Raw genomic sequence first — 14,618 nt, forward strand, 5'->3', positions numbered from 1 at the left:
CATCGGCGGCCCAGAGGGGCGGATTGTCAAGGATCCGCCTTTGGCTCAGGAGGTTATTACTTAATGTAGCCGGCCTTGGTCATTTCACGCGTTGCCAGCTGCTGTGCGCTCTTCAGCGCCTGGTCGACCGAAATCTGGCCGGCAAGGGCTGCCGAGAATTGCTGGCCCACCGCCGTGCCGATGCCCTGGAATTCCGGGATCGCCACGAACTGGACGCCGACATAAGGGACCGGCTTGACGGTCGGCTTGGTCGGATCGGCCGAGTTGATCGAGTCGAGCGTCATCTTGGCGAAGGGAGCAGCCTTCTGGTAATCCGCGTTCGCATAGAGCGAGGTGCGGGTGCCGGGAGGTGCGTTCAGCCAGCCTTCCTTTTCAGCGACGAGGTTGGTGTAGTCCTTGCTCGTGGCCCAGGCGACGAACTTCTCGGCGGCTTCGACCTTCTGCGAGCCCGCCGGGATGGCGAGGTTCCAGGCCCAGAGCCAGTTGCCGCGCTTGCCGAGGCCCTTGTCCGGGGCAAGAGCAAAGCCGACCTTGTCGGCGACCTGCGACTGCTTCGGATCGGCGACGAAGGAAGCAGCGACCGTTGCGTCGATCCACATGCCGCACTTGCCGGTCTGGAAGAGCGCCAGGTTCTCGTTAAAGCCGTTGGAGGACGCGCCCGGAGGACCGGCATCCTTCATCAGCTTGACATAGAAGTCGAGCGTGTCCTTCCACTCGGGCTGATCGAACTGCGGCTTCCACTTTTCATCGAACCAGCGGGCGCCGAAGGAGTTGGACATGGCCGTCAGGAACGCCATGTTCTCGCCCCAGCCGGCCTTCCCACGCAGGCAGATGCCGTAGATTTCCTTGTCCTTGTTGGTGATCTTGCGGGCAGCGTCCGCAACGAAGTCCCAGGTCGGGGCGTCGGGCATCTTCAGGCCGGCGGCGTCGAACAGGTCCTTGCGGTACATGACCATCGAGCTTTCACCGTAGAACGGCGCCGCATAGAGCTTGCCGTCCGTGGTCAGGCCGCTGCGGATCGCCGGCAGCAGATCGTCGACGTCGTAGTTGGCGCCGAGATTGTCGAGCGGCAGCAGCCAGCCCTGTTTTGACCAGATCGGAACTTCGTAAGTGCCGATCGTCAGAACGTCGTACTGGCCGCCCTTGGTCGCGATGTCGGTCGTGACCTTCTGGCGCAGCACGTTCTCTTCGAGGGTTACCCATTCAAGGTCGATGCCGGGATTCTTCGCCTTGAAATCATCCGTCAGCTTCTGCATCCGGATCATGTCGCCGTTATTCACGGTTGCGATTGTCAGCGTCTCGGCCGAAGCCATGCCGGCAAACGCCAGCGCTGAGCAGGCGCCCAGCAGAAAAGTTCTCAATGTCATATCTTCCTCCCAGAAGACGGGGTGTGAGCATTCGCTTCGCTCATGGGCAATTACTCAATAAACGATAAAGAATGTCAATCGGCAATCGTTGCTGCGGCGCCGAAGGAAGTAGCTATCCATTGATTTTAAATGAGTATTTTTGCTCAATTCCTGAGCAAAAACTCAGCCGTCTCTTCGTCGGTAATCAATGCATTGATTTGCTGGCCGACAACGGCGGCTCGGATCGCCTTGAACTTGCGCTTGCCCTTGGCCAGCCCGATGACCATCGACGCGTCGCGAGATGGGATCGGCGCCGACGCGACGCGTTCGTTGATCGGGTTGTCGAGCAACCTGCCGTCGACGTCGAAGATCCAGCCGCAGATCTCGCCGACGGCGCCGCCGCGCATCAGCTCCATCATCTCGTCCTTCTCGAGGAAGCCGTCGACGCAGAGCGGCCCGTCGATGCCGAGCTCGCCGATGCCGACGAAGGTGACGTCGGCCTGCGCGCTCATATCGAGCGTCGAGCGCACCAGCTGCTGACCATGCAGCAGCTCCCGCTCTTCCGCCGAGGTGACAAGCACCGGCAGCGGCATCGGATAATGCCGCGCCTTGACCGCATCGGCCATGCTGAAGATGACGTTGTAATAGGCGGCCGATCCGTCCGGGGCGATATTGCCGGTCAGTGAAACGATGCGGTGATTGGGACATTCGATCGCCGGAAGCTGGTCGACGGCCGCCTTCAGCGTACGGCCGGTCCCGACGGCAAGCACGATCGGCTCGGCCCGTTTCAGCCACCGCTCGATCTCGGCCGCGGCCGCCTCGGCAATACCGACGGTCGCCGACGACCCGGAATCGCTCGGCACCACCTCCACATGTTTCAGCCCGAATTTCCGCCGCAGCTGACTGGCGAGTTCCAGGCAGGCGGCGATCGGATGATCGAGCCGGACCTTGATCAGACGCTCGGCAACCGCCAGCGATACCAGCCGTTGCGCCGATTGCCGCGAGATGCCCATCGCGGCGGCGATTTCATCCTGCGTGCGCCCGGCGACGTAATAGAGCCAGCCGGCACGTGCCGCATCGTCGAGGCGTGCCGCGGTCTCGGATCTTTTTGCCATTCAATGCCTACCACGCAAAGTGAGCCGGCGTGCCGCCGCCGAACATGATTTGAAACTGTATCGCGCCAGATCAAAACAAAATTCCGGCAAATGTCGAGCCTGTTGAAAAGAGCTCCGCCAAATAACCGACGTTACTCAGGCAAACCATTGCATCACGAGATAGATCGCCGCCTTCACCAGCCCGTAAATCACGCCGCCGGCAATGACCAGCGACACGGCCGTCATGATGAAGCCGATCAGCGCGAAGAGCCCGTCGCGGCCCAATATGCCGAAAGCGAAGACCGAGATCGTGATCGCCGGCAGCATATTGCCGAGCGGGACCGGCAGCAGCAGCACGATCGACAGCAACAGGCATGCCGCCCCGGCGACATATTCCGCCGGCGGCTCGGCGAAGATCGCCAGCCTCGGCTTCAGCATGCGCTCCGCCCAGGCGAGCCGGCGGTGGATACGGCCGACAATGGTTTCGAAATCCTCCCGCCGCATCGACCGGTCGGCAATCACCCGCGGCAGCCAGGGTTTCAGCCCGAAGGTCAGCTGCGCTGCCAAAAAGATCAACGGCGCGCCGAGCACTGCCGAGGTCCCGGGCGGCGTGGGAAAAGCATTCGGCAGCGCGAAGATCAGCATCAGCGCGCTGATTGCCCTGTCGCCCATCGTCTGGAACAGATCGCCGATCGAAATCCGCTCCCGGCTCCGGTCGGCGGCCAGCTGCCGCAGGATGGATGAAAGGCGACGGCCTTTGGGACGTGGCGGACGTGGTCTTCTGCGTCTGTGGGAATCGGCGTTTTCGATGGTCATTGATCCGGGAAATGATGGAAGAGTAGGGCCGAATTCTGGCGGTGCAATATGCCAATTGAATGACTTGCGGGGTTAGAAATTTCGCCAGGAGCGGCGATCGTGCCAAAAATGAAAAGCTTGTAATTCCCACGCAACAGTGCGAGCAGACGCTCGCAAGACCTGAGGAACGACGGACAGGCAATGATCATCTCATTCGACATCGGCGGCTCCGCCATCAAGGGCGGCATCGCCCGCTCCGAGACGGACATCGCCCCCCTCGGCCGCCGCCCGACTCCCAGGGATGATTTCGCCGCTTTCGTCGAGGTCCTGCGCGCCATCATCGCCGAGACCGGCGAACAGCCGAGCCGGATAGCGCTCTCCATCGCCGGCGTCGTCGATCCCGATACGCAGCGACTGATCTGCGCCAATATCCCCTGCATCCACAGCCGCAGGCTCGCGGCCGACCTCGAAGCCGAGCTTGGTCTTCCGGTGCTGATTGCCAACGACGCCGACTGCTTCGCGATGGCCGAAGCCGGTCTCGGCGCCGGCCGCGGCCACCGCATCGTCTTCGGCGCCATCCTCGGCACGGGCGTCGGCGGCGGCCTGGTGGCCGACGGGCGCCTCGTCAACGAGGCCGGCGGTTTTGCCGGCGAATGGGGTCACGGCCCGATTATCGCCTCCGCGGCCGGCAATCCGCCCGTCGCCATTCCCGCCTATGCCTGCGGCTGCGGCCAGAAGGGCTGCGTCGATACCGTCGGCGGCGCCCGTGGCCTAGAGCGTCTGCACAAGACGCTGCACGATCTCGACCTTTCCAGCGAAGAAATCATCGCTCAATGGCAACATGGCGAGGAGAAGGCGACACGGACGATCGACGTCTATGTCGATCTCGTCGCCTCGCCGCTGGCGCTGACCATCAATATCACCGGCGCCACCATCGTGCCGGTCGGCGGCGGGCTGTCCAACGTCGAGCCGCTGCTTGCCGAACTCGATCATGCGGTGCGCGCCCGCATCCTGCGAAAGTTCGACCGTCCCCTGGTGGTCCGCAGCGAATGCCGCATCGAACCCGGCTTGATCGGCGCCGCGCTGCTGGGGCTGAAGGCGGACGCATTGCTTCCTACAGCATAGGCCACATCCGCACGACCGCCGCGAACCGGTCCCAATCCTTCCGCTCCAACGGCGTCCACGCGGCTTCGGCGACGGCCGGAAGCCGCGGGAAGACCAGTCGGTTGAAATAGGCGCGAGAGAGGAAGTTTTCAGTCCAGATGCAGGCCTGGATGCCGCGCATCTTCTCCTGCAGCGCGTCCGGCAATTCACCCTCGGCCTCGTAAGCGTAGGTATGTTCCGGCGGCGCATGGCCCGCCCATGCCGCGCCGGGCTCGTCCCAGGCTTCGGCCTGCGCCATGTCGAGATAATAGGCCTGCCCCGGCGTCATCACCACCTCGTAGCCTTGCTGCGCCAGCTCGATGCCGACGGCGGGCTTTTCCCAGGCCATCAGCAGCGTGCCCTCGCGATCGACGCCGCCGCCATGCGAAACCTCGTTCCAGCCGGCGAGCTTCCTGCCGCGCTCCGACAGCATGACCTTGATGCGCTTCAGGAAATAGGACTGCAGTTCGGCTGTGCCTGCAAGCCTCTCCCGCTTCATCAGCGCCTGGCAGAGCGGCGAAGAAAGCCAGGCGCCCTGCGCCACCTCGTCGCCGCCGACATGGAGATACTCGCTCGGAAACAGCGCCACGATCTCGTCGAACACTTTGCCGAGAAATTCGTAAGTGAATTCGACGGCAGGGTTGAGGGCGTTGTTGGCATAACCCTGCACCGCACGATAGCTGTCCGGCGCTTCCTGCCCGTCGACCAGCTCGGGCAGCGACAACAAGGCTGCGGTACTGTGGCCGGGAATGTCGATTTCCGGCACGACCTCGACACCGAGCGAGGCGGCATGCGCAACGATCCGCCTGACGTCATCCTGGGTGTAATGGCCGGCGCGTGTTTCCGCCCCGTCTCCGAGTTGGGGCACGAGGACCTCGTCCGGCCCGCGCCGCGCGCCGATCTCCGTCAGCGCCGGATAGGCCCTGATCTCCAGCCGCCAGGCTTCGTCGTCGCTCAGGTGCCAATGAAAGATATTGAGCTTGTTCCAGGCAAGGATATCGATCAGCCGCAGGACGTCGGCGACCGGATAGAACTGTCGCGACACATCGAGATGGCAGCCGCGCCAGTCATAACGCGGCTGGTCGGCGATCGTGCCGAAATTGGGGAATTTGAATCTTTCGCGATCGGCGCGGGCGCCATGCAGCAGCTGCGCCAGGCTGATCAGCCCGTATTGCCGCCCCGCTTCATCCGCGCTCGAAAGCACGATCTCATGCGCGGTGAAACGCAGCTCGTAGGCGACGGCGGCGATCGACGATTCGGTGACGAAACGAATGCGTCGCCCGCCTTCGACGGCACTCAGCGAAAACGGCGCGTTGTCGGCTGGGTAGAGGCGCTGGTAAAGTGAATGAACCCGGGAGAGGGCCTCGATCGCACCAAGCCGCGTCCTCTCGGCCGGATAGAGTATGACCGGCAAGTCACCCGCCTTCAGGCCGAGCGACAGCGGCCAGGGCAGCAGCGAATAGGGTTCCTGGACTTTGCCCGCCGGCGGAAGCGGCGGCGCCACACCGCCATCCCGGCCTTCGAGAATCAGACCGCCGAAATCGACGGGAACGTGACGGCCGTCGGCAAGTGTCAGATAGGCGGATTTAACACCGGCAGTGACATGTTTCGGCTCTCTGCTCAGCCCCTCGACCGTGAACCGCCAGCGCCCGCCCGGCGGCACCGTCAACTCCTCGGACGGCAGGAACTCATGGAAATGCGCGACCTGCCGCTTGAGGCTGCCGCCATCGCAGAGATGTTTGTCGGCAACCCGCGTCTCCGACGTATAGGCGAGCGAGAAGCCGGAGAGAGGCTCGGCCGAAAGATTGAAGAGGGTGAAGTTCAAGCGCCCGAAACTGCCTTCGACCGGGCGCCAGCTTGTTTCCAGACGATAATCGGCCATGTCGCGTCCTCCCGCGTCAACGAACGGCCGGGATCGCGGCTGGTCTTCCGGCATTCCTTCGCAGCTTAGCGTGTTCGGGACGTCAATGGAATCGGCGCGAACTCAGGCGAGGCGGGCAGCCATGAGATCCCCAGCAACACGCCTTGACGAAGAGCCGTGGCCCTACAAAGAAAAGGGCGGCTTTCGCCGCGCCGTCCTCACTCTGCTGCCAACGCCGGCGGATGTCTGTCATCCGCCTCTCCCCGGATCGCGTCGGCATCCCGGCAGAAGAAAAGGGCGTAACCTGCGGGCAGAACCAGAATGGTGAGCACTGTCGCAACAGGACGCCCATTCATCGCGTAGGCGAGCGGTCCCCGGGGACCAGATTTCCTATGGGGCGATTCAGATGGTCTATGAAATCTGCCAAAAAGGCTGAGGCATGGATGGCTCCTTTATGCACGGCAATCGTCTGGGGGATTTCGGAGAATGTTCCTTCCACGAGCCGGAAGCCCGAAATGCGCACCGAAGTTTGGATAAGATATTCGGCCAATCCGGCAGCCGCATCACACTGGGACCCGACAAGTAGCTCGACGGCTGCCGCGGGGCTGTCAGTGTGAGACACCGTTGCACTTTCAAGCATTCGTTCGAGCTGTTTCGTGTAGGCCGCACTCCTTGCAGAGGCGATCCGGACTCCTTCGACGTCAATGTCTTCGACCCGCCGGAAGGACGAACTGTCAGGCACGAGATAGGTCGCTTTGACGGAGGTGTATGGAGGTGAAAAGGAGAAACGGCCGGCTCTTGATGGATCCGAGGCAATGAAAGCGATGTCCCATTTATCGCCGTCTGCATCGGCGAGTATGTCGGCGGCCGAGCCGTACTGGATTAGAAGGAGGCCGCAATCCAATTGTTCGGCGATCTTGTGGGCTATCTGGACGCTCGGGCCGACCAAGGCGCCCGCCTCATCGTCCCATCGGACCAACGCCGCATTTGACATATTGACGGCGGCCCTGATAGCGCCGGTCGGCGCTATCTCAGCCAAAACCTGCTTCCGCGTCGACATCTTCGAACTCCCTAAGATCCGAACCTGGCCGCCAGCGCTTCGGATCCTCTTGCAAGTAAGGCGACGTCTACACCGACCGCGGTAAACAGCGTCCCCAGCGAAATGCATCGGGCTGCGAACTTCTCGTCGGGGGTGAGTATGCCTATCGGCTTTCCAAGTGCGTTCAAGCGCCTTATCGCGTCCTCGATTGCCATAACCACTTCAGGGTGACCCGGTTGGCCAGGATGGCCAAGGCTCGCCGCGAGATCAGCCGGGCCGATGAAGACGCCGTCCACTCCTTCGACAGCGGCGATGGACTCGAGACGATCGAGCGCTTCACCGGTCTCGATTTGAAGAAGCAGGCATATCTCCTGCTCCGCGATCTGCGCATAGTTCGGAACACGCCCGAAGCGGGTGGCACGCGTCAAGGCAGAGACACCACGGATCCCGCGCGGCGGATACCGTACGGCTGCTACGGCGGCCATCGCCTCCTCTTCCTTCTGCACATATGGAACGAGCAGCGTCTGGACGCCGATGTCCAGAAACCGCTTGATCAGCACAGGGTCGTTGAAGGCAGGGCGGACGACGGGAGAAACGTTATAGGGCGCGACCGCCTGCAATTGGGGCAGGACGGTTAGGACGTCGCTGGGAGAATGCTCGGTGTCGAACAGCAGCCAGTCGAAGCCCGATGGCGCAACGATTTCCGCTGCGTAGCTTCCCGGAAGGCCGCACCATAGACCGATCTGGCTTTGTCCGGCCATGAGCTTCCGCTTAAAATGATTGACGGGGAGTTCCATCGCCACCTCACACGAACGAAACGCCGATGGAGCCGACCGGCCCGTAATCGGCCTGGATGACGTCGCCTTTGGCGATATCCACGGGGCGTGTGAACGAGCCGGCAAGAACGATCTGGCCCTTTCTCAAGCCGCCTCCGACAGCATGGAGCTTGTTCACGAGCCATGCGATTCCAGCGGCTGGATGTCCCATGATGGCTGCGGAAACGCCGGATTCCTCGATGATGCCGTTTTTTGAAAGCGTTGCGCCGACCCAGCGGATATCGACATCCATCGGCCGAACGATGCGACCGCCCACCACGATTGCTCCGAAAGCCGCGTTGTCGGCGATCGTGTCGGTGATGGCTCTTGGCACTTCGGTTCGATAGTCGATGATTTCGAGAGCGGGAACGACAAATTCGGTCGCCCGCATGACGTCATAGACACGGGTGCTTGGACCTTCGAGATCCTCGCCCATTACGAATGCAAGTTCGACTTCGAGACGTGGCTTGATGAACAGATCCGCTTTGATCTGCGCTCCATCATTGAAGAGAGCGTCGTCAAGAATGACGCCGTAATCGGGCTCCGTCATTTTGGAAGCCATCTGCATTGCCCGCGACGTCAGTCCGATCTTGTGGCCAGCGATCCGTGCACCTTTCGCAACCCGCGCCTGCGCCCAGAGCGCTTGTATTTTGTAGGCGTCTTCGAGTTCCAGGTTCGGATATGTCTTGCTGGGCTGGACGATTGGCTTGCGTTCGACTTCGGCCTTCAGCAGTGCATTGGCTGCCTCCTGGCGTTCCTTTTCCGTGATCATGATCTGGCTCTGCTGGTTTCGTTATTTGATCGGAGGGCGCGGCAGGGCGGCCTCGCCCGGCTCCATGACATATGTGTAATCGAGCGAGAACCACGGCCCTGCGACGTCAGCGTCGGTCGGGTGCGGCTCCTCATGGTGGACGAAGTCGCCGGTCAAAGCCGCGGTCACGCCAAACTGTACGTCGGAGTCGATATTCGGATCGCTCGGGTCGAAGACCTGGGAGATGAGTGTCTTGTACCCGTGCTTGAAGATGAGTGCGTGCAGATGGGCGGGTCGATAGGGGTGGCGGCTTTGCGCCTTAAGAAGGCGACCCACGACTCCGTCGACGGGAATCGGGTAGCCAACCATCTTGACCGTTCTGAACCAGAAACGCCCTTCTTCGTCCGTAGTGAGCTTCCCCCGGAGATTCATTTCCGCCTGGTCGGGATCCTGGTTCTCGTAAAGGCCGACAGGCGACGCATGCCACACATCGACCTCGGCGTCCGCCACAGGCTTGCCCTCCCGATCGATCACCTTCGCATGGACGAACAAAGGCGCGCCCGGGGTCTCGGACCGGATGATGGTTCCGCCGTTCTCGACTCGCGGAGAGTTAAGCCGCCAGAATGGCCCGAGCAACGATTGCGACGTCTCTGTCTGTCCCTTGTCGCCGTTATTGAGCAGGCAGACGAGCGAAGAGACCCCGAGCGACCCCGCCATGAGCACGAATTCGTTGTGACTGTCAGTCTGCAATTGGCCAATTTCGTTGAGGACCGCCGTGGCCTCCCGGAATTCCGCTTCCGAAAGCCTGACCTCCCGTATGAACGCGTGGAGATGCTTCACCAATGCGACGAGTATTTCACGCAGCCTGGGATCCTCGGTGCGGTTCATCACGGCGAGGACGGCAGGCGTCAACTCGCTCTCAGTTCTGATTGGCATGCTGCCACCTCCTAATCACGCTCGAATATCAAAATAATCGATTATTTGTCAAGCTAAACGGAGGTGCGTCAGACGTGTAGTTTGTCTTTCTTTCTGCGCAGGAAACATCAACATATTGATTCTAAAATAAATATTCTGCTGCCTATCAATTTTTAGAAAAAATCGGCCACTTTTCCCGGCGACACAAGTTGACAGAAATAATCGTTTATTATATCGGTCATCGAAAGTTGGGAAGGATTGCCTGGGAGGAGAGATGGACTCGACCGACGACGGCGCCCATGGCGCGTTGACAGACGAAGATGCGCCGTCCGCTGCTTTCGCCGACGATGGAAAAAACACCATCGGCAGCCAGCTCGCATCGCGTCTTCGAGAGGCGATCATTTCCGGCGAACTGGAGGCGGGCAGCAAGATCAATCTCGACAAGGCCCGAAAGACGTTCAATGTCAGCCTCAGCCCGTTGCGCGAAGGCCTGGCCCGACTCATTTCCGACGGCTTGGTTGAGTTTCAGGACAATCGCGGCTATCGCGTCGCCCCGATTTCGCTTGCCAATCTCGAAGAAGTTACGACCCTTCGGGAGGAAATCGAGGTGTTCGCACTGCGCGAATCCATTCGCCTCGGCGACGTCGAGTGGGAGGGCAACATTATGCGTGCGCTCCATCGCCTGAACCGAACCGAGCGCGACGCCGCCCGTCCCGAAACGCTGGAACACTGGGAAGCGCTGCACCGCGAATTCCACCTCACTTTAATCTCGGGCTGCGGTAAGCCCCTGCTTCTCCACTTCTGCAATCTTCTGCTGAATCTCAACGACCGATACCGCCGCGCCTTCCTTATCCGCACATCCGGGGACCGCAACGTAGGCCAGGAGCACAGCGAGATTGCGCAGGGCGCCGTGGCACGCGACGTTGAATATGCCTGCGAGAAGCTGCGCCAGCACATCCACCGCACCGGAACCAATCTTCGAAACCATCTTGCGACGAAAGGTGTCGTATGATGGCCGCCTCAACATCAAAGTCGGCCGTCCCGATCGGCGTCGCGCACTTCTCGTCTATAATGCTGCCCCCCGCGGAATTCGCGAAGATTGCCAAACGCGCAGGTTTCTCCAGGATAGGCCTCAGGCTCCATCCAGCCTTTCCCGGTGCGCCGTACTATGAACTGCCTGTCGGTAGCGCAGCAGCCGAAGAATTGAAGGCTGTGCTTGCCGGTGAAGAAATCGAGGTCTTCGACATAGAGTTCTTCGTGATCGATCCCTCCTTCGACGCATCGTCAGTGGAGGCGACCGTCGCAGCAGCTGCGAACATTGGAGCGCGTCGGCTCAGCGTCTGCGGTGACGATCCGGATCATGCCAGACTGTTATCGAATTTTTCGGATTTCTGCGTCCTCGCGGGGCGGTACGGGTTGGCGGTCGACATCGAGAACATGGGCTGGCGGGTGGTCAAAGCCTTTGCAGATGGCATAGACCTCGTGACAGGGGCTGGGATGGCGAATGCCGGCGTTCTCGTCGACGGCATTCATTTCTTCAGGAACGGCGCGGCTCTGGCAGACTTACGGGCCAACCTCGACAAAGTGAAGCACGTTCAACTATGCGACGTGGCCGGTCCGGCGCCGACAAAGCCGGAGGATATGATCGCGGAAGCAAGAAGCGGCCGGCTGCCTCCCGGGGAGGGCGAGCTGCCGTTGGACGATCTGGTTGCGGCGGTCGGCACCGCCGCTTCCATCTCGGTGGAAGTGCCTCTGGTCGGATCCATGGCGCCGGAGGCCCACCTTAAACATCTTTTCGGCTGCGCGGAAAGAATAGTCGGGCCGGTTCGATAGCCTGGCGCAGGTGATCCGCACCGGAAGGAGGAAATCATACATGAGTTATACATTCGATTTTGGTGCGGTCTTTGACCGCGCCCCGGAGTTGCTTTGGGGTTCGCTCGGTACGATCGGGCTGGCGCTGGCCGGAATGCTCCTCGCGCTGGTAATCGGTATTCTCGGCGTTGCCGGCAGAACTTCCAAGATCCGGCTCGTTCGAGCGCCCGTCATCGGGTTCGTGGAAATCGTCCGGAATACACCTTTCCTCGTACAGATTTTCTTCATCTACTTCGCGCTTCCCCTGATGGGCATACGCCTCAACCCGACGGTTACCGCGATTATCGCACTGGCCATCAACGGCGGGGCATACGCGATCGAGATCATCCGTGGCGGCGTCGAGAGCGTCAACAAGGGTCAGATCGAGGCAGGCTTCGCACTTGGCCTCCATAAGGGCGACGTCTTCCGGTTGATCGTACTGAAGCCGGCTCTCCGGGCAATCTACCCATCCCTCACCAGTCAGTTCGTGATGCTGACTCTCACCACCTCCGTCTGCACCTCGATCGCAGCCTACGAGCTCACATCGGCGGCGCAGAGAATCGAATCCGATACGTTCCGCAGCTTCGAGGTCTACTTCTCCGTAACTGCCATCTACCTCGTCATTTCGACCCTGATGATGGGCCTCTTCGCCCTCATTTCCCGCCACTACTTCAACTACCCGACGCGATAGGAGGCACTTATGGGTCCGATCGGCGAAAACGAATTTCTCTTCATCTTGCAGGGTCTGAAATGGACCGTACTGCTAGCGATCATCGGCTTCGTAGGTGGAGGCATGTTCGGGATATTGATCGCCCTGGCGCGCGCATCAAAAAACCGGACTGCGCGCGTCGCGACTTCGGGCTACATCGCCCTCTTCCAGGGCACGCCGCTGCTGATGCAGCTTTTCGTCGTGTACTACGGCGTGGCGCTGCTCGGCGTTGATGTCAATGCCTGGATCGCGGTGGCTATCGCCTTCACTCTTCATGCGAGTGCCTTCCTCGGCGAGATTTGGCGCGGCTCCATCCAAGCCGTTCCGAAAGGTCAGAGCGAAGCCGCAAACGCGCTCGGTCTGCACTACGTATCGCGGATGAAAGACGTCATTCTTCCGCAAGCCCTGAAAATCTCCATGCCCGCGACCATCGGCTTCCTTGTCCAGCTCATCAAAGGAACGTCGCTCGCCGCGATCGTCGGCTTCATCGAGCTGACCCGAGCTGGACAGATTATCTCGAACCAAACCTACCGGCCTCTCCTCGTCTTCGGGATCGTCGGCGTGATCTATTTCATCATTTGCTGGCCGCTGTCGCACCTTGGAAGTGGCCTCGAAAAACGGATGGCGAAAGCAGTCCGCTAACCGCTTCGTTCGAAGCAAAAACAAAGAGGAGGAATAAGCAATGCAGACCAACCGTAGGAAATTTCTGGGAATCGCTTTTGCGACGGCCGCTTTCGCCACCATCGGCGCCACCGCCGCATCGGCCGCCACTGTCGAAGAAATCAAAGCCAAGGGCACTCTCGTCGTCGGCATCCAGGGTGACAACGCACCATGGGGTTTTGTGAATACGAGCGGCAAGCAGGACGGCTTCGACGCCGATATCGCGACGCTGTTTGCCAAGCAACTCGGCGTGAAGGTCGAGTTCCAGCCGCTCGCCGTCGCCAACCGAATTCCGGCGCTGACGACGGGGAAGGTCGATATCCTGTTCGCCACAATGGCCATGACCGAGGAACGCGCCAAATCGATCCAGTACAGCAAGCCGTACGCGGCGAACACAATCTCGCTCTATGCCGCGAAGGCCGATGCCGTAAAGGCGCCGGCCGATGTAGCGGGCTGGGAAATCGGTGTGCCGAAGTCGAGCTCGCAGGATAAGGCTGTAACCGACGCCGTAGGATCGACTGCAACGATCCGCCGCTTCGACGATGACGCCGCCACCATCCAGTCGCTCATTTCCGGTCAGGTGAAGGCTGTCGGCGGCAACCAGTTCTACGGACAGAGGCTCGATGCGGCCAGCGCCGGGACTTACGAGCGTAAGATCGACTTCCTGAAGACCTATAACGGTGTCGGAACGCGCCTTGGCGAGAAGGACTGGAACGAAGCCGCCAACAGCTTCATCGACAAGATCAAGGCAAGCGGGGAGCTGGCGGCCATCACCAAGAAGTGGATGGGCATCGACCTTCCGACATTCCCCGAATCCATCCCCAACATCCCGTTCACCGCCAAGTAAAGCATACATGGAGGGCGCCGTGCTCAATTCTTCAAACGATCAGTCGACGTTGATTTCACTTGAGAAGCTGGAGAAATGGTACGGCTCCTTCCATGCTCTGAAAAACATCAGCCTGTCGGTGCGCAAAGGCGAGAAGATCGTCCTTTGCGGCCCGTCGGGTTCTGGCAAATCGACTTTGATCCGCTGCATCAACGCGCTTGAGATGATCCAGGACGGGAAGATCGTCGTCGAAGGACAGCTGCTCGATGGCAGTACGAAGGCTGTGGACGCGATCCGACGCGAAGTCGGCATGGTGTTCCAGAATTTCAATTTGTTCCCTCACATGACCGTGCTTCAGAACTGCACGCTAGCCCCCATGCGTGTTCGCGGCACCAGCCGCGCCGACGCCGAACGGCTGGCTCGAAAATATCTGGAACGCGTCCGCATCCTCGACCAGGCGGAGAAATATCCCGCCCAGCTTTCCGGGGGGCAGCAGCAGCGCGTCGCAATCGCGCGTGCGCTCTGCATGGAGCCGAAGGTGATGCTGTTCGACGAGCCCACGAGTGCGCTGGACCCCGAGATGGTCAAGGAAGTGCTAGATACAATGATCGGGCTCGCACGCGACGGCATGACCATGATCTGCGTGACCCATGAAATGGGCTTCGCCCGCCAGGTAGCAGACAGGGTCATCTTCATGGCCTCTGGTGAGATCATCGAAGAGGCTGAACCCGAGGTTTTCTTCAGGTCTCCTCAGCACGAGCGCACCAGGGCGTTTCTCGGCGAAATACTTGCCCATCACTGATCCGGTAGAGT

At 60.7% G+C, this 14,618-nt stretch carries 15 protein-coding genes; 7 read left to right on the forward strand and 8 right to left on the reverse strand.

From position 1 onward, the window contains the following. Positions 1 to 56: 56 nt before the first annotated feature. The 3 genes from RLEG4DRAFT_RS30140 to RLEG4DRAFT_RS30150 form a co-directional block, all read right to left on the reverse strand. Positions 57 to 1,367, reverse strand: coding sequence for an ABC transporter substrate-binding protein (locus RLEG4DRAFT_RS30140; RefSeq protein ID WP_003582446.1), 1,311 nt, complete (start codon positions 1,365 to 1,367; stop codon positions 57 to 59). 143 nt (positions 1,368 to 1,510) lie between these two features. Next, positions 1,511 to 2,461, reverse strand: a complete 951-nt coding sequence (locus RLEG4DRAFT_RS30145; protein ID WP_003582447.1) for a sugar-binding transcriptional regulator — start codon at positions 2,459 to 2,461, stop codon at positions 1,511 to 1,513. A 135-nt stretch (positions 2,462 to 2,596) separates the two neighbouring features. Further along, positions 2,597 to 3,175: an exopolysaccharide biosynthesis protein gene (locus RLEG4DRAFT_RS30150; protein WP_171898277.1), complete on the reverse strand. Its 579-nt coding sequence runs from the start codon at positions 3,173 to 3,175 to the stop codon at positions 2,597 to 2,599. Positions 3,176 to 3,436: 261 nt separating this feature from the next. Between RLEG4DRAFT_RS30150 and RLEG4DRAFT_RS30155 the strand changes: the two genes are divergently transcribed. Further along, a complete protein-coding gene (locus tag RLEG4DRAFT_RS30155) occupies positions 3,437 to 4,360 on the forward strand; it encodes an ROK family protein (RefSeq protein ID WP_003582450.1) in 924 nt (307 codons plus the stop codon). Here RLEG4DRAFT_RS30155 and RLEG4DRAFT_RS30160 read toward each other — a convergent pair. The 5 genes from RLEG4DRAFT_RS30160 to RLEG4DRAFT_RS30180 all read right to left on the reverse strand — a co-directional run bounded on the left by RLEG4DRAFT_RS30160 (position 4,350) and on the right by RLEG4DRAFT_RS30180 (position 9,780). Continuing rightward, positions 4,350 to 6,260, reverse strand: a complete 1,911-nt coding sequence (locus RLEG4DRAFT_RS30160) for a beta-N-acetylhexosaminidase (RefSeq protein WP_003582451.1) — start codon at positions 6,258 to 6,260, stop codon at positions 4,350 to 4,352. The genes RLEG4DRAFT_RS30155 and RLEG4DRAFT_RS30160 overlap by 11 nt on opposite strands. Positions 6,261 to 6,591: 331 nt before the next feature. Beyond that, positions 6,592 to 7,299: a transporter substrate-binding domain-containing protein gene (locus tag RLEG4DRAFT_RS30165; RefSeq protein WP_003582452.1), complete on the reverse strand. Its 708-nt coding sequence runs from the start codon at positions 7,297 to 7,299 to the stop codon at positions 6,592 to 6,594. 11 nt (positions 7,300 to 7,310) lie between these two features. Continuing rightward, positions 7,311 to 8,075, reverse strand: a complete 765-nt coding sequence (hpaI, locus tag RLEG4DRAFT_RS30170; protein WP_003582453.1) for a 4-hydroxy-2-oxoheptanedioate aldolase — start codon at positions 8,073 to 8,075, stop codon at positions 7,311 to 7,313. Between the two features lie 7 nt (positions 8,076 to 8,082). Further along, complete coding sequence (hpaH, locus tag RLEG4DRAFT_RS30175; protein ID WP_003582454.1) at positions 8,083 to 8,865, reverse strand: 2-oxo-hept-4-ene-1,7-dioate hydratase; 783 nt, start codon at positions 8,863 to 8,865, stop codon at positions 8,083 to 8,085. 21 nt (positions 8,866 to 8,886) lie between these two features. Beyond that, positions 8,887 to 9,780: an intradiol ring-cleavage dioxygenase gene (locus tag RLEG4DRAFT_RS30180; RefSeq protein ID WP_003582455.1), complete on the reverse strand. Its 894-nt coding sequence runs from the start codon at positions 9,778 to 9,780 to the stop codon at positions 8,887 to 8,889. Positions 9,781 to 10,033: 253 nt separating this feature from the next. On the opposite strand from RLEG4DRAFT_RS30180, the gene RLEG4DRAFT_RS30185 reads away from it, so the two are divergent. Genes RLEG4DRAFT_RS30185 through RLEG4DRAFT_RS30210 form a run of 6 tightly spaced genes read left to right on the forward strand, consistent with a single transcriptional unit; the run spans position 10,034 to position 14,607 of the window. After that, positions 10,034 to 10,771: a GntR family transcriptional regulator gene (locus RLEG4DRAFT_RS30185; RefSeq protein ID WP_003582456.1), complete on the forward strand. Its 738-nt coding sequence runs from the start codon at positions 10,034 to 10,036 to the stop codon at positions 10,769 to 10,771. After that, positions 10,771 to 11,592, forward strand: a complete 822-nt coding sequence (locus RLEG4DRAFT_RS30190) for a sugar phosphate isomerase/epimerase family protein (protein WP_037094926.1) — start codon at positions 10,771 to 10,773, stop codon at positions 11,590 to 11,592. The genes RLEG4DRAFT_RS30185 and RLEG4DRAFT_RS30190 overlap by 1 nt, the downstream gene beginning before the upstream one ends. A 40-nt stretch (positions 11,593 to 11,632) precedes the next feature. Then, positions 11,633 to 12,301, forward strand: a complete 669-nt coding sequence (locus tag RLEG4DRAFT_RS30195) for an amino acid ABC transporter permease (protein ID WP_003582461.1) — start codon at positions 11,633 to 11,635, stop codon at positions 12,299 to 12,301. A 9-nt stretch (positions 12,302 to 12,310) separates the two neighbouring features. After that, positions 12,311 to 12,961: an amino acid ABC transporter permease gene (locus tag RLEG4DRAFT_RS30200; RefSeq protein WP_003582463.1), complete on the forward strand. Its 651-nt coding sequence runs from the start codon at positions 12,311 to 12,313 to the stop codon at positions 12,959 to 12,961. A 40-nt stretch (positions 12,962 to 13,001) separates the two neighbouring features. Continuing rightward, entirely contained in the window at positions 13,002 to 13,826 is an 825-nt protein-coding gene (locus RLEG4DRAFT_RS30205; protein WP_003582465.1) for a transporter substrate-binding domain-containing protein, read from the forward strand. Positions 13,827 to 13,833: 7 nt separating this feature from the next. Then, positions 13,834 to 14,607 carry an amino acid ABC transporter ATP-binding protein gene (locus RLEG4DRAFT_RS30210; RefSeq protein ID WP_037094374.1) on the forward strand — a complete coding sequence of 258 codons (774 nt, stop codon included), beginning with the start codon at positions 13,834 to 13,836 and terminating at the stop codon, positions 14,605 to 14,607. The last annotated feature ends 11 nt before the right edge of the window (positions 14,608 to 14,618 follow it).

The organism is Rhizobium leguminosarum bv. trifolii WSM2297 (assembly GCF_000271845.1).